21 protein-coding genes are annotated in these 17,838 nt (G+C 61.4%); 12 read left to right on the plus strand and 9 right to left on the minus strand.

Features of this window, described 5'->3' with window-relative positions:
- Positions 1–19: 19 nt before the first annotated feature.
- The 5 genes from AC1RTP_RS00610 to pgi all read right to left on the minus strand — a co-directional run bounded on the left by AC1RTP_RS00610 (position 20) and on the right by pgi (position 5,620).
- On the minus strand, positions 20–616 hold the full coding sequence (locus AC1RTP_RS00610) for a cytochrome b/b6 domain-containing protein (RefSeq protein ID WP_498604018.1): 597 nt from the start codon (positions 614–616) through the stop codon (positions 20–22).
- A 114-nt stretch (positions 617–730) separates the two neighbouring features.
- Positions 731–1,585, minus strand: coding sequence for an SIS domain-containing protein (locus AC1RTP_RS00615; RefSeq protein ID WP_498604020.1), 855 nt, complete (start codon positions 1,583–1,585; stop codon positions 731–733).
- Positions 1,585–3,057, minus strand: a complete 1,473-nt coding sequence (gene zwf, locus AC1RTP_RS00620) for a glucose-6-phosphate dehydrogenase (protein ID WP_498604021.1) — start codon at positions 3,055–3,057, stop codon at positions 1,585–1,587. Before zwf ends, AC1RTP_RS00615 begins: the two co-directional genes overlap by 1 nt.
- Before the next feature lie 23 nt (positions 3,058–3,080).
- Complete coding sequence (locus AC1RTP_RS00625) at positions 3,081–3,974, minus strand: SMP-30/gluconolactonase/LRE family protein (protein WP_498604022.1); 894 nt, start codon at positions 3,972–3,974, stop codon at positions 3,081–3,083.
- A complete protein-coding gene (gene pgi / locus AC1RTP_RS00630; protein ID WP_498604023.1) occupies positions 3,971–5,620 on the minus strand; it encodes a glucose-6-phosphate isomerase in 1,650 nt (549 codons plus the stop codon). The genes AC1RTP_RS00625 and pgi overlap by 4 nt, the downstream gene beginning before the upstream one ends.
- Positions 5,621–5,806: 186 nt before the next feature.
- Here pgi and edd point away from each other — a divergent pair, with 186 nt between their 5' ends.
- From edd to AC1RTP_RS00685, 11 genes are all read left to right on the plus strand, one after another.
- On the plus strand, positions 5,807–7,729 hold the full coding sequence (edd, locus tag AC1RTP_RS00635; protein ID WP_498604025.1) for a phosphogluconate dehydratase: 1,923 nt from the start codon (positions 5,807–5,809) through the stop codon (positions 7,727–7,729).
- A 1-nt stretch (position 7,730) separates the two neighbouring features.
- Positions 7,731–8,351 (plus strand): bifunctional 4-hydroxy-2-oxoglutarate aldolase/2-dehydro-3-deoxy-phosphogluconate aldolase, encoded by a 621-nt coding sequence (gene eda, locus AC1RTP_RS00640; protein WP_498604026.1) that lies wholly within the window; start codon positions 7,731–7,733, stop codon positions 8,349–8,351.
- A complete protein-coding gene (locus tag AC1RTP_RS00645; RefSeq protein ID WP_498604028.1) occupies positions 8,351–8,854 on the plus strand; it encodes a Rhs element Vgr protein in 504 nt (167 codons plus the stop codon). The genes eda and AC1RTP_RS00645 overlap by 1 nt, the downstream gene beginning before the upstream one ends.
- On the plus strand, positions 8,851–9,345 hold the full coding sequence (locus tag AC1RTP_RS00650) for a hypothetical protein (RefSeq protein ID WP_498604029.1): 495 nt from the start codon (positions 8,851–8,853) through the stop codon (positions 9,343–9,345). The genes AC1RTP_RS00645 and AC1RTP_RS00650 overlap by 4 nt, the downstream gene beginning before the upstream one ends.
- On the plus strand, positions 9,338–9,631 hold the full coding sequence (locus AC1RTP_RS00655) for a hypothetical protein (RefSeq protein WP_498604030.1): 294 nt from the start codon (positions 9,338–9,340) through the stop codon (positions 9,629–9,631). Before AC1RTP_RS00650 ends, AC1RTP_RS00655 begins: the two co-directional genes overlap by 8 nt.
- Before the next feature lie 71 nt (positions 9,632–9,702).
- On the plus strand, positions 9,703–10,254 hold the full coding sequence (locus AC1RTP_RS00660) for a cysteine hydrolase family protein (RefSeq protein ID WP_498604032.1): 552 nt from the start codon (positions 9,703–9,705) through the stop codon (positions 10,252–10,254).
- A gap of 18 nt (positions 10,255–10,272) precedes the next feature.
- Positions 10,273–11,475, plus strand: coding sequence for a DUF3667 domain-containing protein (locus tag AC1RTP_RS00665; protein ID WP_498604033.1), 1,203 nt, complete (start codon positions 10,273–10,275; stop codon positions 11,473–11,475).
- A complete protein-coding gene (locus AC1RTP_RS00670; protein ID WP_498604034.1) occupies positions 11,472–12,830 on the plus strand; it encodes a hypothetical protein in 1,359 nt (452 codons plus the stop codon). The genes AC1RTP_RS00665 and AC1RTP_RS00670 overlap by 4 nt, the downstream gene beginning before the upstream one ends.
- Positions 12,824–13,852 carry an acyl-CoA dehydrogenase family protein gene (locus AC1RTP_RS00675; RefSeq protein ID WP_498604036.1) on the plus strand — a complete coding sequence of 343 codons (1,029 nt, stop codon included), beginning with the start codon at positions 12,824–12,826 and terminating at the stop codon, positions 13,850–13,852. The genes AC1RTP_RS00670 and AC1RTP_RS00675 overlap by 7 nt, the downstream gene beginning before the upstream one ends.
- The gene (locus AC1RTP_RS00680; RefSeq protein ID WP_498604037.1) at positions 13,849–14,229 is read left to right on the plus strand and encodes a hypothetical protein; all 381 of its coding nucleotides are present in this window, start codon (positions 13,849–13,851) and stop codon (positions 14,227–14,229) included. The genes AC1RTP_RS00675 and AC1RTP_RS00680 overlap by 4 nt, the downstream gene beginning before the upstream one ends.
- Positions 14,230–14,239: 10 nt before the next feature.
- On the plus strand, positions 14,240–14,590 hold the full coding sequence (locus AC1RTP_RS00685; RefSeq protein WP_498604038.1) for a DUF3147 family protein: 351 nt from the start codon (positions 14,240–14,242) through the stop codon (positions 14,588–14,590).
- Here AC1RTP_RS00685 and AC1RTP_RS00690 read toward each other — a convergent pair.
- The 4 genes from AC1RTP_RS00690 to AC1RTP_RS00705 are packed head-to-tail and all read right to left on the minus strand — an operon-like array spanning position 14,555 to position 17,071.
- Positions 14,555–15,124, minus strand: coding sequence for a dihydrofolate reductase family protein (locus tag AC1RTP_RS00690; protein WP_498604039.1), 570 nt, complete (start codon positions 15,122–15,124; stop codon positions 14,555–14,557). The genes AC1RTP_RS00685 and AC1RTP_RS00690 overlap by 36 nt on opposite strands.
- Entirely contained in the window at positions 15,121–16,077 is a 957-nt protein-coding gene (locus AC1RTP_RS00695) for a sensor domain-containing diguanylate cyclase (protein ID WP_498604041.1), read from the minus strand. The genes AC1RTP_RS00690 and AC1RTP_RS00695 overlap by 4 nt, the downstream gene beginning before the upstream one ends.
- Positions 16,074–16,703 carry a chemotaxis protein CheC gene (locus tag AC1RTP_RS00700; protein WP_498604043.1) on the minus strand — a complete coding sequence of 210 codons (630 nt, stop codon included), beginning with the start codon at positions 16,701–16,703 and terminating at the stop codon, positions 16,074–16,076. Before AC1RTP_RS00700 ends, AC1RTP_RS00695 begins: the two co-directional genes overlap by 4 nt.
- Before the next feature lie 2 nt (positions 16,704–16,705).
- Positions 16,706–17,071 (minus strand): response regulator, encoded by a 366-nt coding sequence (locus tag AC1RTP_RS00705; protein ID WP_498604044.1) that lies wholly within the window; start codon positions 17,069–17,071, stop codon positions 16,706–16,708.
- Between the two features lie 80 nt (positions 17,072–17,151).
- On the opposite strand from AC1RTP_RS00705, the gene rpiA reads away from it, so the two are divergent.
- Entirely contained in the window at positions 17,152–17,829 is a 678-nt protein-coding gene (rpiA, locus tag AC1RTP_RS00710) for a ribose-5-phosphate isomerase RpiA (RefSeq protein WP_498604045.1), read from the plus strand.
- The last annotated feature ends 9 nt before the right edge of the window (positions 17,830–17,838 follow it).

A 17,838-nucleotide genomic window follows, 5' to 3' on the forward strand; every position in this document is an offset into this window, starting at 1 on the left:
GGCTCATGATGGTTCGTCCTTAGCGGCCGCGCAGCATGGCAATCAGTGTGCGCGGCACTAGCGCCACCATCACGACGTGCACAACAAAAAAGGCGCACATGGCCGCCATGGCGAAGAAGTGAATCCGCCGTGCTCCTTCATAGCCGCCCAATAACTCGCGCAGGTGTGGGAATTGCACGGACTTCCACAGCACCAATCCCGACAGGATGAGGAGAATGCTGTCGACCATGACGAACACATAGGCCAGCTTTTGCACGCTGTTGTAGTGGCGCAGGTCGTCGTGGCCCAGCTTTCCCCTTAGCGCGGCGCCTATGTCATGCAGTACTTCGCGCGGGGAAATCGGGAAAAACTGGCGCCGCAGGCGGCCGCTGAATGCGTTGATCAGCAAATACAGGAGGCCATTCGCGACCAGGAGCCACATTGCAGCGAAGTGCCACTGCAGGGCGCCGGCAAGCCAGCCGCCGAGGGTGATATTGGGAGGGATGCCGAAGCCCATGAACGCTGTGGCGTTGTAGATGCGCCAGCCGCTCGCCACAAGGAGAATGACGGCGATGGCGTTGAGCCAGTGCGTAATGCGTAGCCAGACCGGGTGGATAAGGCGTTCATCAGCGGGCATCTCAGACTCCGTGCGGGACCTAAGCACGGATTAGGTTACAGCTTTTGCTGGCAAACTAGCATCTTTTTGTTGGCAAAAGCTGTTATCTGAGGCGGGAACGCAACGAACGCCGTGTCAGCCGATAAAGGAGTCGAATTGCATGTCGAATTCCTGCAGCGCCTTCTGGGCGTTCTGCATTTTCTTGCGGAATTCGGGGCCGCGTTTCAGGGCCAGGCCGACGGCCAGTACGTCGATCACCACCAGGTAGGCCAGGCGGGCCGAAATCGGCGTGTAGGGGTCGGTGTTGAAAATCAGGTCGATAGGGATCAGTACCGTCGCCGCTTCCGCCAGCGGGGTGCCGGATGGCGCCAGCACAATCACGTCCGCGCCGCCTTCCTTGGCCAGCTTGGCCGAACGCACCAGGGCTGGGCTGTTGCCGCGCTGGGAAATCGCCACGACCGCGTCACCCTCATGCAGCAGGGCGGCCGAAATGCTGTGGATCGCCGGGTCGGCGTAGGCCACGGTCGGCACGCCGGAGCGGAAGAATTTGTGCTGCGCATCCGCCGCCACAATGCCGGATGTGCCATGGCCGTAGAACTCGATCTTGCGTGCGCGCGACAGGATATCGAGCGCTTTCTGCACCGGTTCGGCGTGCAGGTTATTGCGCAGGTCCAGCAGCGTGTTGATGGAGCGGCTGCAGATCTTGTTCACCAGGTCCGCCGCTAAATCATCCTGGGCCGGCTGGTCGTTCAGGCCGGGCAGGGCGAGGGCCAGGCCCTGTGCCAGCTTCAGTTTGAACTCATGCCAGCCGTCGTAGCCGAGCGTGCGGCAGAAACGCACCACGGTCGGTTCGGATACTTGCGCAGTCTTGGCCAGCGCCGTGATATTGGCGCCCACCGTAGCGGTCGGATTGTCTAGCACGGCCAGCGCGACCTTGCGCTCCGATTTGGAGAGCGAGTCGAGCTGGGTGCGGATGGAGTCGAGCAGCATTAGTCTTCAGGAAGAGCTTCTTCGCGCCATTGTAGCCCGTCGCGGCCGATCAGGGCACTGGCGGCGGCCGGGCCCCAGGTGCCGGAAGCGTAGGGCAGCGGCGCGGAATCGTCCTGTTCCCAGTTGTTCAGGATTGGTTCGACCCATTCCCACGCCGCTTCCAGCTCGTCGCCGCGCATGAACAGTGTCAGTTGGCCGCGCAGAACGTCCAGCAGCAGGCGCTCGTAAGCATCCATGCGCGGCATCTTGAAGGTTTCGCGGAAGTCCAGTTCCAGTTCCGCCGGTTTCAGGCGCATGCCTTCGCCCGGGGTCTTGGCCATCAGGTTCATGCGCAGGCCTTCGTCCGGCTGCAGGCGGATCACCAGGGAGTTCGGCTGGAAGCTGGATGTCGGCTGGTTGAAGATCGAGTGCGGGATCTGCTTGAAGCGCACCACGATTTCGGCGAGCGAATCGGCCATGCGCTTGCCGGTACGCAGGTAGAAAGGCACGCCGGCCCAGCGCCATGTATCGATTTCCACCTTCATCGCCACGAAGGTTTCGGTCTTCGAATTCTGCGGTGCTTCCGGCTCGTCACGGTAGCTTGGCACGGCCTTGCCTTCCACATGGCCGGCGCGGTACTGGCCGCGCACGATGTTCTGCGCCAGCGTGGTCGGGGTGAAGCGTTTCAGGGAGCGCAGCACCTGCAGCTTGGAGTCGCGCACGGCGTCCGGTGCGATCGAGGTTGGCGGCTCCATGGCGACGATACAAAGCAGCTGCAGCAGGTGGTTCTGCAGCATGTCGCGCAGCGCGCCGGAGGTGTCGTAGTAGCCGATGCGGTTGCCCACGCCCAGTTTCTCGGCGATGGTGATCTGCACGTCGGAGATCCACTCGCGGCGCCACAGCGGTTCGAACAGGATGTTACCGAAGCGCAGGGCCAGCAGGTTCTGCACGGTTTCCTTGCCCAGGTAGTGGTCGATACGGTAGATCTGCTGTTCTTCGAAGACCTTGCCCACTTCCTTGTTGATCTGCTTGGCCGAGGCCAGGTCGCGGCCCAGCGGCTTTTCCAGCACCACGCGCGAATTCGGCGTGGCCAGGCCGTTGTCCTTCAGGTTGTCGCAGATGCGCGAGAACAGGGCAGGCGGGGTCGCCAGGTAATACACGCGGGTGATCGCCGGGTCGTTGCGCAGCGCATCCACCAGTCCTTTGTAGGTGGACGAATCGACGGCATCCAGCGCGACATAGACGATGCGGGCGATGAAGCGGTTCCAGTTCTCGTCCGTGGCCAGGGTCGATTTGATATGGGGACGCGACGTGGTCGTCACCATATTGATGAACTCTTCCTGTGTGCTTTCCTGGCGGCCGACGCAAACAATGCGCGCGGTCGGCGGCAGGTCGCCGCAAACATCGCGGCTGAACATAGCAGGCAGCAATTTGCGCATTGCGAGGTCGCCGCTGCCGCCAAACAGAACCAGGTCGAAATCAGAGAGAGCCATAATCGTCTTCAGTAAAGTTAATTTCAGTCTAAATATGCAGGTTCAACGCGGCCCGCTACCGGCATGCGCACCGACAGGATTTTGCCGGTGAGCGGGAAGGCCGCCAGTTCCTCCGCCGGACGCTTGCCGGCGGTCGTGATATACAGGGTTTGCAGGTCTTCGCCGCCGAAAGCGACCATGGTCGGGCAGCGCACAGGCAGGCGGATCTCGTCGAGTTGGTCGCCCTGCGGCGACAGCTTGAGAATACGGCCGCCTTCGAACATCGCTACCCAGTAATTGCCTTCGCTGTCCACCGCCGCGCCGTCCGGACGGCCGCCGTAATCGGCTGCCGATTTGTCGGTGCTGAAGCGGTGTACGTCGCGTTCGTCGCCGACCGTGCCGGAAATCGGGTCGAAGGCGAAGCGGGTCACGCGGTGGCTGGCCGTCTCGGCGTGGAACATGGTCTTGCCGTCCGGGCTGAAGCCCAGGCCATTCGAATTGACCATGCCGCCCGACCAGACCTTGCGAATCTGGCCGTGCTCCAGCACGAACATTTCGGCAGCCGGCTTGTCGCGCGGCTCGTAAATCGTGCCGCACCAGAAGCGGCCTGCCGCGTCGCACTTGCCGTCGTTGAAGCGGGTGGTGGCCTGGTCGTAAGGCGCCTCGGCGACCAGCTTCAAATCGCCGGTCTTGGGATTGAAGTGCGAGAAGCCGCGGCGTTGCGCGACCATCAGGCCGCCGCTTGCGGCGCGCGCCAGCGAGGAAGCTTCGCTTTCGACCTTCCATTGCTGATGCTCGCCGCTGGCGGTATCCAGGCGATGGATGGCGAAGCCTTCGATATCGACCCAGTACAGCGCTTTCTCGTCCGGCACCCACAGCGGGCTTTCGCCCACCGTCATGGTGGCGTTGCAGGCGACGTCGATTTGGTATTGGTTCATTGGATTTGCGCAGCCTTGGTCATCACGATCAGGCCGTTGGTCGAGCTGTCATGGGCTTCAGGATCAACCTTGCCGGTCAACTCGGCCTGGATCTTCTTGGCTAGCACCTTGCCCAGCTCCACGCCCCACTGGTCGAAGCTGGCGATATTCCAGATCACGCCTTGGACAAAAGTCTTGTGCTCGTACAGCGCGATCAGAGCGCCCAGCGTCGATGGGGTCAGCTGGTCCATCAGGATGGTGTTGGAAGGACGGTTGCCCGGGAATGTCTTGTGTGGGACCAGTTCTTCGATTTCCGCGGCAGGCAGGCCGGCGCCTTTCAGCTCGGCGCGCACTTCGTCTTCGGTTTTGCCCTTCATGAAGGCTTCCGACTGGGCGAAGCAGTTTGCCAGCAGGGCGTCATGGTGGCCCGGCAGGTCGTGCGTTGCGCGCAGTGCAGCGATGAAGTCCAGCGGGGTCACGTCGGTTCCCTGGTGCAGCAGCTGGAAGTAGGCGTGCTGCGCGTTGGTGCCGCATTCGCCCCAGACCACAGGGCAGGTTGGCGTGTCGACCGGCTGGCCGTTCTTGGTCACGCGCTTGCCATTGCTCTCCATATCGAGCTGCTGCAGGTAGGCCGGGAAGCGGTTCAGGTCCTGGTGGTAAGGCGCGATGGACAGCGAGCTGGCGCCCAGGAACTGGCGGTTCCAGAAGCCGATCAGTGCCAGCAGAACCGGCATATTCGCTTCCAGCGGCGCTTCGCGGAAGTGTTCATCCATGGCGTGCGCACCTTCCAGGAAAGCCTGGAAGTAGCCGAAGCCGATCGCAATCGCCACCGACAGGCCGATCGCCGACCACACGGAATAGCGGCCGCCAACCCAGTCCCAGAACGGGAACATGTTTTCAGGATCGATGCCGAAGGCGCGCACCGCGTCGGTATTGGTGGACACGGCGACAAAGTGGCGCGGCAGGTCGGCTTCTTTCGCCTTGGCCAGGAACCAGCTGCGCGCAGTCTGCGCGTTCAGCATGGTCTCGGCGGTGGTGAAGGTCTTGGAGGCGACGATGAACATCGTGGTCTCAGGATTCACTTGCGCCAGCACGGCATCCATATCGTGGCCGTCCACGTTGGAGACAAAGTGCATCTTCAGGCGCGGGTGGCAGTAGGAGCGCAGGGCCAGCACCGCCATCTTCGGGCCCAGGTCGGAGCCGCCGATGCCGATATTGACCACGTCCGTGATCGGCTTGCCGGTATGCCCCAGCCAGCCGCCATTGCGCACCTTGTCGGTGAAGACCTTGATGCGGTCCAGCACTGCGTGCACGTCGGCGTTGACATCCTGGCCATCAACTGTCAGGGCCTTGCCGCGCGGCATACGCAGGGCGGTGTGCAGCACGCTGCGGCGTTCGGTAATATTAATTTTCTCGCCGGCGAACATGGCATCGCGCTGTTCGGCCACGCCGCGCGTGCGGGCCAGGTGCACCAGCAATTGCATGGTTTCGTCGTTCGCCCGGTTCTTCGAATAGTCCAGGAACAGGCCTGCCGCATCGACCGTCATGCGCGGGAAACGGCCAGGGTCCTTCTGGAACAGCTGGCGCATATGCCAGTCGCGGGCATCGTGGGCGTGGTTTTCGAGGGCCTGGAAGGCGGCGGTGGAGGTCAGTGCAGGCAAGCGCATAATGTCCGGTGCATATGGTTTTATGAATTGTGTTTAACTATACAGGAAAAATCGGTAAATTCACTACAAATCTTTCGCTATATTGGCTAATTCAGGGACTTGAAAGCGTAATTTGGCGCATTTGAGGCACTCGCGGTTGGAAATTTTGTAGTAAAATTTCCTGAAATTCATTGAAAAGGAACGATCATGCCGTTGCATCCAGTCCTGGAAAAAGTCACCGCCCGCGTCATCCAGCGCAGCCGCGTTTCCCGCGGCGCCTACCTGGCGCACCTCGAAGCGGCCCGTGTCAAAGGCCGCCCGCAGCGCGGTACGCTGGCCTGCACCAACCTGGCGCACGGTTTTGCCGCCTTCCCGGCGAACGATAAGCTGATCCTGAAGGAAGTGAAGAAGCCTTCCGTGGCGATCATCTCGGCCTATAACGATATGCTGTCGGCCCACCAGCCATTCGAAGTCTTCCCGGCCATTATCAAGGATGCTGTGCGCAAGGTTGGCGCCGTGGCGCAGTTCGCGGGCGGCACGCCGGCCATGTGCGACGGCGTAACCCAGGGCCAGCCGGGCATGGAACTGTCGCTGTTCTCGCGCGATGCGATTGCCATGGCGACGGCCATCGGCCTGTCCCACAATATGTTCGACTCTGTGCTGTACCTGGGCGTGTGCGACAAGATCGTGCCTGGCCTGCTGATCGGCGCGCTGCACTTCGGCCACCTGCCTGCGGTATTCGTTCCGGCCGGCCCTATGACCTCCGGCTTGTCGAATAAAGATAAAGCGGCGATCCGCCAGCGCTACGCGCAAGGCAAGGCGTCCCGCGAAGAGCTGCTGGAAGGCGAGTCCCAGTCCTACCATGGCGCCGGCACCTGTACTTTCTACGGTACCGCTAACTCCAACCAGTTGCTGATGGAAATCATGGGCCTGCACCTGCCGGGCGCCGCTTTCATCAACCCGAACACCCCTCTGCGCGATGCGCTGACCGCCGCCGCCGCCCAGCGCGCCGCGCTGATCACGGAGATGAGCAGTGAGTACATCCCGGTCGGCCATATCGTGGACGAAAAGGCCATCATCAACGCCGTGGTGGGCCTGCTGGCCACCGGCGGTTCGACCAACCACACCCTGCACCTGGTGGCGATCGCCAAGGCTGCCGGCGTGGTGATCGACTGGGACGACTTCAACGAGCTGTCCTCGGTAGTGCCGCTGCTGTGCCGCATCTACCCGAACGGCGACGCCGACGTGAACCACTTCCACGCCGCCGGCGGTACCGGCTTCGTGATCCGCGAACTGCTGGACGCCGGCCTGCTGCACGACGACGTGAATACCATCCTGGGCAAAGGCCTGCGCGCGCACTGCGCCGAGCCTTTCCTGAACGACGATGCAAGCGGCGTGGTCTTCAAGGAATCCCCGATCAAGAGCGCCGATGAAAAAGTACTGCGCGGCGCGGCCGAGCCATTCTCCAAAGACGGCGGCATGGTGCTGGTACAGGGTAACCTGGGCCGCGCGATCATGAAGGTCTCCGCAGTGAAGGAAGAGCACCGCACGGTGGAAGCGCCGGCCCTGGTCTTCGATTCTCAGGAAGCCTTCATGGAAGCCTACAAAGCCGGCAAGCTGGATCGCGACTTCGTGGCCGTGATCCGCTTCCAGGGCCCGCGCGCCAACGGCATGCCGGAACTGCACTCCCTGACCCCGGCCCTGGCCAATCTGCAGGATGCAGGCCGCAAAGTGGCCCTGGTGACCGATGGCCGCATGTCCGGCGCTTCGGGCAAGGTGCCTGCCGCGATCCACGTTTCACCGGAGATCCTGGCTGGCGGCCCTCTGGGCCTGGTGCGCGACGGCGACATCATCCGCGTCTGCGCCTCGACCGGTACGCTGGACGCCCTGGTGTCCTCCGAAGTCTGGCACGGCCGCTCGATGGCGCAGGCCGACCTGTCGCCAAACCAGATCGGCATGGGCCGCGAACTGTTCTCCATGTTCCGCAGCAATGTGAGCGAAGCGGAGCAGGGTGCAACCACCTTCCCGCTGCCGTCGCCGATCCCGACCACCGTGCTGCTGCATGGTAAAGATGACGTGGGCAACACCGTGCCCGGTTCCGATGAAGATTTCCTCGCCAAGAAAGCCTGACATGACCCTGCTCGAAATTATGCGTACTTCCGCCGTGATCCCTGTGATCGCGATTGACGACCCTGACCACGCCGTGCCGCTGGCGAAAGCCCTGGTGGCGGGCGGCATCCGTGTGCTGGAAGTGACCTTGCGCACCCAGCACGGCCTGGGCGCGATCCGCGCCATGAGCCAGGTGGAAGGCGCCATCGTCGGCGTCGGCACGCTGACCCAGCCTGAGGAATTTGCTGCTGCGCGCGATGCGGGCGCGGTGTTCGGCGTTTCGCCGGGCCTGACCGATGCGCTGATCGGCGCCGCCAAGTCCAGCGGCCTGCCGCTGCTGCCGGGCGTCATGACTCCTTCGGAAGTGATGAAGGCGCGTGAACAGGGCTTCAAGCAGCTGAAACTGTTCCCGGCGGTTCCAGCCGGCGGCGTCGGCATGCTGAACGCGATTGCCGGCCCGCTGTCGGATATCGTGTTCTGCCCGACCGGCGGCATTTCGCAAGACACCGCGCCGGCCTTCCTGTCGCTGAAGAACGTCGCTTGCGTAGGTGGCTCCTGGCTGACCCCGAAAGACGCCATGCAAGCCGGCGACTGGGACCGCATCACCGCCATCGCCAAGGCGGCAAGCGCATTGCGCCACTGATGGAAGTCATCGCCCGGCCTTTGACGTCGGGTGAGATCGCGCTGGCCCGGCTCATTTTCGGCAGCGCGATCGACTACCAGCGGGTGCGCATCCACAACACCCGCTTCATTCCCTTCCTGCAGCGCAAAGACGTCTGCATCACGCCTAACGGCGAACTGTATTTCCACATCTCCCGCTACCGCCCGGACTTCTCACTCGCCACCGCGTCCGAGCAGCACTGGTTCATGCACGAAATGACGCACGTCTGGCAATACCAGCTTGGCTATCCCGTGATGTGGCGCGGCGCGATCCGGCTTGGCCTGTCGTACGACTACGAACTGTCGCCCGAATTGTGCCTGTGCGACTTCAATATGGAGGCGCAGGCCGAGGTACTGGCCGACTACTTCTCTGTGGTCTGTCTTCGTAAGTCGGACCCTGGCGTCTATGCCGACATGCTGCGCGACTTCCTGCGCGATCCGTCCTCGCCAGCCAACCTTCCGCGCGTGCTATCCTCGCGGCCATGACCTCACCGAACCCCTTTGCCCCGCCAGCTTCCGACCTGACGCTTTTGCCCAAGGACGACACGCCAATCCGCAAACCCATAAGTGTCTGGGTAATGCAAATCGTTGGCGGCGGTATCGCTGCCCTCTGCATTTATGGATTGGTGGTCGTCGCCCGCAAGGCCATGGCTGGCCAAACGGTGACAGGTTTCGGCATACCGATTGCGCTGCATCTTTTTATCGAGGCCGTCTTCGTAGGGCTGTTGATGCTGATGCTTTGGCAGCTGCCGAAACGTTCCGGGCTCGGTCGCAACCTTGGTCTCGGGCTGATCGCCTTTTTTGCCATTCCTCTCGCGTATAACGTTCTGTTTTCGACGCCGACCAATGGGTCTGCGCAGTTTGTCGGTGTCCTTCTTGCGACGGCAGTTTTCGAGGCTCCACTCGCTTATTGGGCTTTTGCCTTTGCCTTCTCCGAGAAGGCGCGGCGCTACTTCTCCGCAGCCGGGAATGCCTGAGCGCCGCCGGTCGCCGCTGGTTGACGCACTCCTTGGCGCCTTGTTTGGGGTGCTGATCGCCTGCATGGCGAAAGGGGCGCAGTTCGGTTGGGACGGTGGCCGCGGCGATTGGGCCTGGCTGAACGCACTGTTTGGAATGCTCGGCGGCCCTTTCTTGCTGGCCCTGGATTACCTCACCCTGACGGGCAAGGGACCAAATGGATCCGAGTTGATTGCATTGCCCTGGGCGGGCGTCGGTGCGGCAATTGGCGCTGTTGCGGGTCTCCTTGGCGACAAGGACCAATAAGCACGCCGAGGGTGTTAATTTACTAATGATGTGATATCTTTAATGCCCCAAAAGATTTCACATCATTTTCAATGCAGAACACTGCGCTGATCATCGTCGACATGCAGGTCGGCATGAGCTGGCCGGAAGCGGCGGAACGCAACAACCACCAGGCGGAGCAGGTCATCGCCGGCCTGCTGGCCAAGTGGCGCGAGCACCGCGCGCCGCTCGTCCATATCCGCCATATGTCCCGCACCGTAGGCTCGCCATTCTGGCCGGGCCAGCCCGGCGCCGAGTTCCAGCCGGCGCTCGCGCCGCTGGCCGGCGAACACGTGGTGGAAAAGAATGTGCCGGATGCCTTTATCAACACCGGACTGGAACGCTGGCTCCGCGTGCGCGGGATCGAGGCGCTGCTGATCGTCGGCGTCAGCACCAATAATTCGGTCGAATCGACCGCCCGTACGGCGGGCAACCTTGGCTTCAAGGCGTTCGTCGCGGCAGACGGCTGCTATGCCTACGCGCAGACCGATTTCGACGGCGTGCGCCGCAGCCCGCAGGAAGTACACGCAATGGCCCTGTCCAACCTGCACGGCGAATACGCCACCGTCATCCAATCGCAGGACGCGATTTCACAATTCAAATAAGCTACTGGGGAAAAACCGATGGGACTCGAAATTGAAGCAGCAGGAGATTTATTGACGGCCAGCCTGGTGGCATCGGAAGTTGAAGGCGATGCCGGCAAAACCGGCGCTCATGCGCACGGCGCACCTTGCGCCAATTGCGACACGCCGGTCCACGGCAATTTCTGCGGCCATTGCGGCCAGAAAGGCCACCTGCACAAATCCGTGCTGCACCTGGGCGAGGAATTGATCCACGGCCTGCTGCACTTTGACACCAAGGGCTGGCGTACCTTGCCGCTGCTGGTCGCGCGTCCCGGCCAGTTGACGCGCCGCTACATCGACGGCCAGCGTACCCGTTTCGTCTCGCCGCTGGCGCTGTTCCTGTTCATGATGTTCTTCATGTTCTTCGTCTTCTCGCTGACGATGGGAACCGGCTCCGTGCCTTCCTCCGTCACCGTAGGCAAGGACGGCAAGGTCGTGTTCGAACAGAAAATGAACGATAAGATCGCTCACCAGAAAGAAGTGGTCGCCGAGGCTGAGAAGGAGTTGAAGGAAGCCGATGCCGACGACATGGCCAGCGCCAAGCGCCACCTGGACAAAGCGCAGCGAGAGCTCGACGGCCTGAATAGCGCCCTGTTGGCAGGCAAACTCGCCATGAACAGCAACAGCAAGTTCACTGAAACCCCGGCCAAGCCTGAAAAAGCGGCGAAGGCCGAAAAGGCTGAAACGGAACCCGGCGTCCTGCAGGAAATCGCCAACAGCGTCGAAATCACGCCGAACGAGGCAAAGCCCGGTGACAAGGAAACTAAATATTCCGACATCCCGTGGATTAACAAGGGCCTCAAGCACGCGAAGGACAATCCCGAGCTGGCCATGTACAAGCTGAAAAACGCAGCCTACAAATACTCGTTCATGCTGGTGCCGATCTCGATGCCCTTCCTGTGGCTGATGTTCTTCTGGCGCCGCGGCATCACCATGTACGACCATGCAGTGTTCTCGCTGTACTCCCTATCTTTCATGTCGCTGCTGTTTACGCTGGTGGCGACGCTGGGCTACTTCAACTTCGGCGGCTGGGCTGCCAGCCTGTTCGCCTTCGTCCCGCCGGTGCATATGTTCCTGCAACTGCGCGGTACCTACGGCCTGTCGAAGTTCGGCGCGTTCTGGCGCACCTGCATCATGCTGATCGTGGCGTTTATCGTGCTGACCATGTACGCACTGGTCGTGCTGGCGTTGACTGCAGCGTGAGCCTTATTACTTTTTTGTTCGGCAAGCCTGTGCAGGCTCTCCATGCTGAAGACCCGGTGCAGCAAGCCATGAGGTGTACCGGCCTGGATGAACTGAAGGACTTCCTCTGTCATCGTTCAGGCTACGTACGGGAAGCTGCAATCGGACGTGCGGTGAGTTTGCGTTGCGAGGGGGCCATTCCGGCTGTCATGCCGCGCTTGAATGATCACGTTTGGCAAGTCCGGGATTCGGCGAAGCGGGCGGTTCAGACCTTGTTACCGTTTGCAGGGTTGGACGACTTGCTTGCGTTCCTCGGCTACACTTGGCGTTTGCGCCAGTTTTCAAGGTGTGATCACAGTGCGTGGATTGCCGGGGTGCAGTCCGATCTTGCGCAAAGGCTTACGATCGCCCAATTGCGGGAGGCCCTGGGTTCGGATGGCCTATTTGTCGTCAGGGGCAGCTTTTTCTTGCTGCTAGAGCGCGACCTGATTCCTCTCGCGGAAGTATTAACACTTACCATCGAATCTCGTAGCGACATTCTGATGGCACGCCGAGCAGCTAGTCTGGCATTGTCGCTTCCAGTACAAGAGCGCATCGTTGTCCTTCAAGCCGGCATGCGCTCCCACTTTGGGGCGGTACGGACCCTGGCTTTGCGAGGACTGCTGGAATGTGCTTCAAATGCGGATGAAATTGCGCGCGACGCGTTACTCGATACGCAAGGTTCAGTAAGGTCTTCTGCGCAATATCATTTGCAAAAGAATGCATATGATCTGGCCAGGTACTATCGAGAGGTTCTTCAGAGTCCAGTTGCAAAGGTAAATTTGTCCGCCATATCGATTGCCGCAATTGGCAGCATGGGGGCGGAGGAAGATATTGCGCTGGCGCGGAATTGGACCGGTTCGCCATTCCCGTCCATTCGCGTGGCGGCCTTTCTGGCCTGGCTGAAGCTGGCGCCTTCGGAAAAGGATGCAATTGCAACCGCGGCGCTGCGCGATGAAAGCCGGTCCGTTCGGAAGATTGCTGCAAGTATGGCAACGAGGCAGGGCGCTTTCATTCCGTTTGAGTTGGTGCATGAGTTATTGCGAGGGAAACGCGACTTTGCAGTCTTGTTTGCATTTGCAAGGTTAAGGAAATGGGACTGGATCGAGACCATTGCGAACGAAGCTATGCAATCCGAACCAGAAAGCCCCCAATGGGATTTGTTGTTAGTTGAGATGGAGCGCTGGATACGGCATGCAGGACACTCGTATGAGCGTCCGGTTGAAGCCCAGCGAGAGCGATTGCTGTCGCCGCAAGTGATGTTGAGGTTAAAAATGCTTTGCCGTTGGGACCAAGGTATTTTGCGCCATGAGTTAGGTTTGGATGCGAAATGTTGAATGCGCAGGAAAAGAGATTGATAGGCGGTAGTGCTGCGGCAGCGGAAGCGGCACGTTTCCTGCTGCCGGACCAGCAGGCGCTGATTCACGAACGGGGCTGGCTGAAGATGCTGGCGCCGCGCGCTGCAGGCGGTGCTGAAATGTCCCTGCCGCAGGTAGTGCGGCTGGAAGAGTCCATCTCGGAGGCGGATGGCAGCATGGGATGGGTTGTCACCTTGTGCGCTGGCGCTGGCTGGTTCGCGGGCTTTCTGCCGCCCGATACTGCTCGCGAAATTATCGGAACGCCGAATGTCTGCCTGGCAGGCAGCGGGGCGCCGACCGGCTTCGCCGACAAAGATGGCGATGGCTACCGCATCACCGGCCGTTGGGATATCGCCAGCGGCGCGCCGATAGCGACGCATTTCACGCTCAACGCCATTGTGCGCGGTGAGGGTGAGGAGCGTATCCGCGCCTTTGTGGTTCCGGCGGCGCAGGTGGTGGTGGAGCCGACCTGGCGCAGCTTTGGCATGCGCGGCACTGCGTCGCACAGCTACCGCATTGATGCCGCCTGGGTGCCAGCCAGCCATGGCTTTACTATCGATCCTGCCTTTGCAACGGCACCCGGCACGCTATACCGCTTCCCGTTCATGCTGCTAGCGTGGGTGACGCTGTCGGCCAACTTGTCCGGCATGGCGCGCCATTTCCTGCAACTGGCGCAAGAAATTGTCGCTGCACGCCGCCAGCCGCCAGCCACCGCGCAGGAGGCGTTGGCGCAAGCCGCTGTGGCGCTGGAGGGGGCGCGGGAACGGATGCTGGCGCTGCTCGACCAGGCTTGGGCGCAAGCGGAGGGCGGTGACAGCATCGGCATCGCACTCGACAACCAACTGCGCGAAGCCTCGATGGCGCTGGTAATCGCCGCGCGCCGCTCAGTAGGCGACATCTACCCCTACTGCGGCCTGCGCGCCGCGCAAGAAGACTCTGACATCAACCGCGTCTGGCGCGATTTCCATACCGCCAGCCAGCACGCACTGTTCTGCCCATGATTGAATTCCTGTTTGAGTTAATCGGCGAAATCCTGATCCAGTTCATCGCCGAGGCGTTGGCGGAAGCTGGCGTACACTCGCTGTTTGATAAGAAAGACTACAAGCCCAATCCCTGGCTGGCAGGCGTTGGCTACGCGCTCTTTGGCGCCATTGCCGGCGGCATCACGGTCTGGCTGCTGCCGAACCACATGGTCCATAGCGAAGTCCTGCGCAAGGTGAATCTTCTGGTAGCGCCGCTGGCCGCTGGCGGCATGATGACCCTGCTGGGCGCATGGCGTGCGAAGCGCGGCGACCCTGTGCTGCTCATTGACCGTTTCGCGTATGGCTATGTGTTCGCGCTGTCGCTGGCGCTTGTCCGTTTTGTTTTTGCACAGTAGGAGACGCCAAATGGCCTGGCTGATATTCAAATACCTGATGACTGCGGGTGTCGTGGTGGCGGTGTCGGAGTTCGCCAAACGCAGCGACCGGCTCGGAGGGCTGATTGCCGCGCTGCCTATGGTCACCGTGCTGGCGCTGATCTGGCTGTATGTCGAAAACCAGCCGCAGGAAAAGATCGCCAACCACGCCTGGTACACCTTCTGGTACGTGGTGCCGACGCTGCCGATGTTCCTGGTCTTCCCCTGGCTGCTGCCACGCCTCGGTTTCTGGCCCACGCTCGGTGCGAGCGTGCTGCTGACCATCGCCTGCTTCGTACTGTTTGCGCTATGCGTTCGGCGCGTCGGAATCGAGCTGCTCTGAACCGATCAGGCGCGTGCTGTAAACATCCTGCACCAGGCCTCCAGGCAAGCGACGGGTGCTAAGGTGGCGCAAGTGGATGTCGTGGCCAGTGTGGCCGAATAGGGGAATGCCGCTGCCAAGCAGGATGGGGATGGTGGTGATCGTCAGTTCATCCACCAGAGATTCGCGCAGGAAGCTTTGCACGGTCTGGCCGCCGTCGACATACAGGCCTTTGCAGCCGCCGGCCACCAGCGCGTCGTACAGCAGGCGCACTGGCCCCGGATGCACCTCCACTTTGCCTTGCAGCGAAGGGGGTATTTCATCGAGTATGCGGCTTAGCACCACCACTCGCTTGCCCTCGTAAGGCCATTCCTCAAAGCCCAGCACCGTCTCAAAGGTGTAGCGCCCCATCACAATCACGTCGATGCCCGCCATGAAGGGGTCGTAGCCATGTTCGTCATTGACCGGCGTGGCAGCCATCAGCCAATCAAGGTTGCCGTCCTCACGGGCGATGTAGCCATCCAGGCTGCTGGCGATAAAGACCGAAGTTTTCATATCGAATGCACTCGGTTGCGGCCACAAGCTTTGGCCTGGTACAGGGCGCGGTCGGCCGCGTTGATCAGCTCATATGTTTCGTCGGCCTGGCCGCCGTCGCTGCTGGCGACGCCAATGCTGATGGTGACGATGCGTTCCTCCATGCGCGCCGCTTGGTGCGGAATACGCAAGTCGCGCACCTTGCGGCACATGGCATTGGCCATCGTCACTGCCGCGTCGCCCGGTGTGTCGGGCAGGATTACTGCGAATTCCTCGCCGCCGTAGCGCGCAAAGAGGTCGGCCGGGCGCTGCTGCATTGTCGACAGCGTCGAGGCCACCGCCTCCAAGCAAGCGTCGCCTTGCTGGTGGCCGTAATGGTCGTTGTAGGCCTTGAAGAAGTCGATGTCGAGCATCATCAGCGACAGCGGAGTACCCATGCGCCGCGCGCGCCGCGTTTCACGGTCGATCGCCATGTCGAAGTGGCGGCGGTTGGCGACGCCCGTCAGGTCGTCGAGCAGGGTTTGCGAGCGCAGCGCTACCGCCTGTTCGCGCAGCAGGCTTTCGCGCTGCACGGCCGCCGATACATCGCTGACCTGGATCAGGCAGTAGCGTTCATTGCTGCCCAGGTTAAGCGGGGTAACCGTGATTTGCTGCTGCATGCGTTCGCCCTTTTCGGCAGCAGTCTTGCTGCTATACAGCGGCAGCGGCCAGCGGTTCAGCGTCTGCGACAGGAGCGAGGGCAGGTTGCTGCGTAAGGCCTGGCCTACTGCCGCTTCCAGTCGCTTGCCGCGCTGTTCCGGGAACAAGTCGAAGAAACTGCGCTCCAGTATCTCGGCATCGAGCACGCCGGAATGCTGGCCCATCCAGCGGTTCCACAGCACTACGCGTTCGCTGGCATCGAGCACCAGCGCGCCGACGTCGATGCAATCGATGACGCCCTGCAGCAGCGGCAGGGACTCGACCGAGCATTTCATGGGCGCTCTCCGCCGAGGGAACGCTCAAGGAAATTGGCCACGTGCTGCTTCAAGTCGTGCAGCGCCGTCATGTCCATGATGAAGGCTACGTCGCCGGCAATCTGCTGGCGTTCGATCACGAATTCAATGTGCAGCATCAGCACGGCGGTGTCTCCACTGCCCGCTTGCGCCAGGATGTCTTCGCTGTAGCCGACATGGTAGTCGGGCAGGGAGCCATGCAGCTCGTGCCCTAGCAGATTGGCCAGCGAGCCGACGCAGCTATTCAGCAGGATATTGCCGATCTCGCTCATCGCCTCCTGTTCCATGGCGGACAGTTCGGCCAGCGGCATGGTCTCGCCCACCATCAGGCGCACGATTTCCTGGCTTTTCTCTTCCGGGAACATCAGGACCGCTTCGGTGTCGAAGGCTCCGCTGTAATGTTGGCTGATGCCGCACAGGCGGCCATTGCCGGAGCTGCGGCTGGCCAGCAGCTTGGCGGCCGCGCCACGGGTAAGGAAGCTGATGGCAGGCACCGACATGGTGACCGTTTCGTTGACGATCTCGCTCATGGCGGAGGCGGCCTGGCCCACGCCAATATTGAATAGCTCGACGAGGGCGTCGTGCTCCAGTTCGGTGAGTCTGACCATGGTCAGACTTCCAGCGGCGCGATCAACTGCGCGATGCGTTCGGCGGTGATCGGTTTCTCCATGAAGCCAACACCGATTTCTTCGGCGCGTTGGCGGGTTGCGGCCTGCACGTTTGCCGTCAGCAGGGATATATGGGCATTGGGGAGCATCACGCGAAGGGCAGCGGCGGCGTCAACCCCGTTCATGCCCGGCATGTTCACGTCCAGCAGCACCAGGTCGGGCTGCAGGCCTTCCGCCTTGGCGATGGCTTCGTCGCCGTTGGCGGCTTCCTCCACCACCCAGTCGGCATGGCGCACCTGGATGTGCTGGCGCGTCAGCATGCGCGAGACACGGCTGTCGTCCACGATCAGTACGGTACTAGGCTTCATGGCATTTTTCCCGGGTCAGTGCGGCAGTTCGGATAAAATAGGCAACCATTTCTATCAGCTTTATTGAATCCATTGTAACTATGACGCAAGATAAATTGAAACATGCTGTTGCTATTTCCGCGATTGAATATGTCATCGACGGTGAAATCATCGGCGTAGGCACCGGTTCTACCGCGAATTTCTTCATCGATGAACTGGGCAAGATCAAGCACCGCATCAAGGGTGCAGTCGCCTCTTCGGAAGCGACCGCTGCGCGCCTGGCCGGTCATGGCATTCCTGTCTATGATCTTAACGAGGTTTCGGAAATCGCGGTGTACATTGACGGCGCCGATGAGATCAACGCGGCAGGCCACATGATCAAAGGCGGCGGCGCAGCCCTGACCCGCGAAAAGATCGTGGCTTCGGTATCGAAGCAATTCGTCTGCATCGCAGATGGTTCCAAATTGGTAGAGACCCTGGGCAAGTTCCCGCTGCCGGTCGAAGTGCTGCCAATGGCCCGTAATTCCGTGATGCGCCAGCTGGCGGCCTTGGGCGGCCAGCCTAAGGTGCGTACCAAGGCCGGTTCCGATGAGATCTTCGTGACCGACAATGGCGGCAATATCATTGACGTGTCCGGCCTGTCGATTACCGACCCGGTAGCGCTGGAAACCGCGATCAACCAGATCGTCGGCGTAGTTGCCGTCGGCCTGTTCGCAGCCCGCGGCGCCAATGTGTGCCTGCTGGGTACCCCAGATGGCGTGCGTACCCTGAAGTACTAATTTTCTTCC

The sequence above is a fragment of the Pseudoduganella sp. GW821-FHT11H04 genome, from assembly GCF_058807935.1.

Excerpts from the sequence above, each read along its gene's own strand:
- AC1RTP_RS00610 (WP_498604018.1), bottom strand. The coding sequence starts at position 616 with ATGCCCGCTGATGAACGCCTTATCCACCCGGTCTGGCTACGCATTACG.
- AC1RTP_RS00615 (WP_498604020.1), bottom strand. The coding sequence starts at position 1,585 with ATGCTGCTCGACTCCATCCGCACCCAGCTCGACTCGCTCTCCAAATCG.
- zwf (WP_498604021.1), bottom strand. The coding sequence starts at position 3,057 with ATGGCTCTCTCTGATTTCGACCTGGTTCTGTTTGGCGGCAGCGGCGAC.
- AC1RTP_RS00625 (WP_498604022.1), bottom strand. The coding sequence starts at position 3,974 with ATGAACCAATACCAAATCGACGTCGCCTGCAACGCCACCATGACGGTG.
- pgi (WP_498604023.1), bottom strand. The coding sequence starts at position 5,620 with ATGCGCTTGCCTGCACTGACCTCCACCGCCGCCTTCCAGGCCCTCGAA.
- edd (WP_498604025.1), top strand. The coding sequence starts at position 5,807 with ATGCCGTTGCATCCAGTCCTGGAAAAAGTCACCGCCCGCGTCATCCAG.
- eda (WP_498604026.1), top strand. The coding sequence starts at position 7,731 with ATGACCCTGCTCGAAATTATGCGTACTTCCGCCGTGATCCCTGTGATC.
- AC1RTP_RS00645 (WP_498604028.1), top strand. The coding sequence starts at position 8,351 with ATGGAAGTCATCGCCCGGCCTTTGACGTCGGGTGAGATCGCGCTGGCC.
- AC1RTP_RS00650 (WP_498604029.1), top strand. The coding sequence starts at position 8,851 with ATGACCTCACCGAACCCCTTTGCCCCGCCAGCTTCCGACCTGACGCTT.
- AC1RTP_RS00655 (WP_498604030.1), top strand. The coding sequence starts at position 9,338 with ATGCCTGAGCGCCGCCGGTCGCCGCTGGTTGACGCACTCCTTGGCGCC.
- AC1RTP_RS00660 (WP_498604032.1), top strand. The coding sequence starts at position 9,703 with ATGCAGAACACTGCGCTGATCATCGTCGACATGCAGGTCGGCATGAGC.
- AC1RTP_RS00665 (WP_498604033.1), top strand. The coding sequence starts at position 10,273 with ATGGGACTCGAAATTGAAGCAGCAGGAGATTTATTGACGGCCAGCCTG.
- AC1RTP_RS00675 (WP_498604036.1), top strand. The coding sequence starts at position 12,824 with ATGTTGAATGCGCAGGAAAAGAGATTGATAGGCGGTAGTGCTGCGGCA.
- AC1RTP_RS00680 (WP_498604037.1), top strand. The coding sequence starts at position 13,849 with ATGATTGAATTCCTGTTTGAGTTAATCGGCGAAATCCTGATCCAGTTC.
- AC1RTP_RS00685 (WP_498604038.1), top strand. The coding sequence starts at position 14,240 with ATGGCCTGGCTGATATTCAAATACCTGATGACTGCGGGTGTCGTGGTG.
- AC1RTP_RS00690 (WP_498604039.1), bottom strand. The coding sequence starts at position 15,124 with ATGAAAACTTCGGTCTTTATCGCCAGCAGCCTGGATGGCTACATCGCC.
- AC1RTP_RS00695 (WP_498604041.1), bottom strand. The coding sequence starts at position 16,077 with ATGAAATGCTCGGTCGAGTCCCTGCCGCTGCTGCAGGGCGTCATCGAT.
- AC1RTP_RS00700 (WP_498604043.1), bottom strand. The coding sequence starts at position 16,703 with ATGGTCAGACTCACCGAACTGGAGCACGACGCCCTCGTCGAGCTATTC.
- AC1RTP_RS00705 (WP_498604044.1), bottom strand. The coding sequence starts at position 17,071 with ATGAAGCCTAGTACCGTACTGATCGTGGACGACAGCCGTGTCTCGCGC.
- rpiA (WP_498604045.1), top strand. The coding sequence starts at position 17,152 with ATGACGCAAGATAAATTGAAACATGCTGTTGCTATTTCCGCGATTGAA.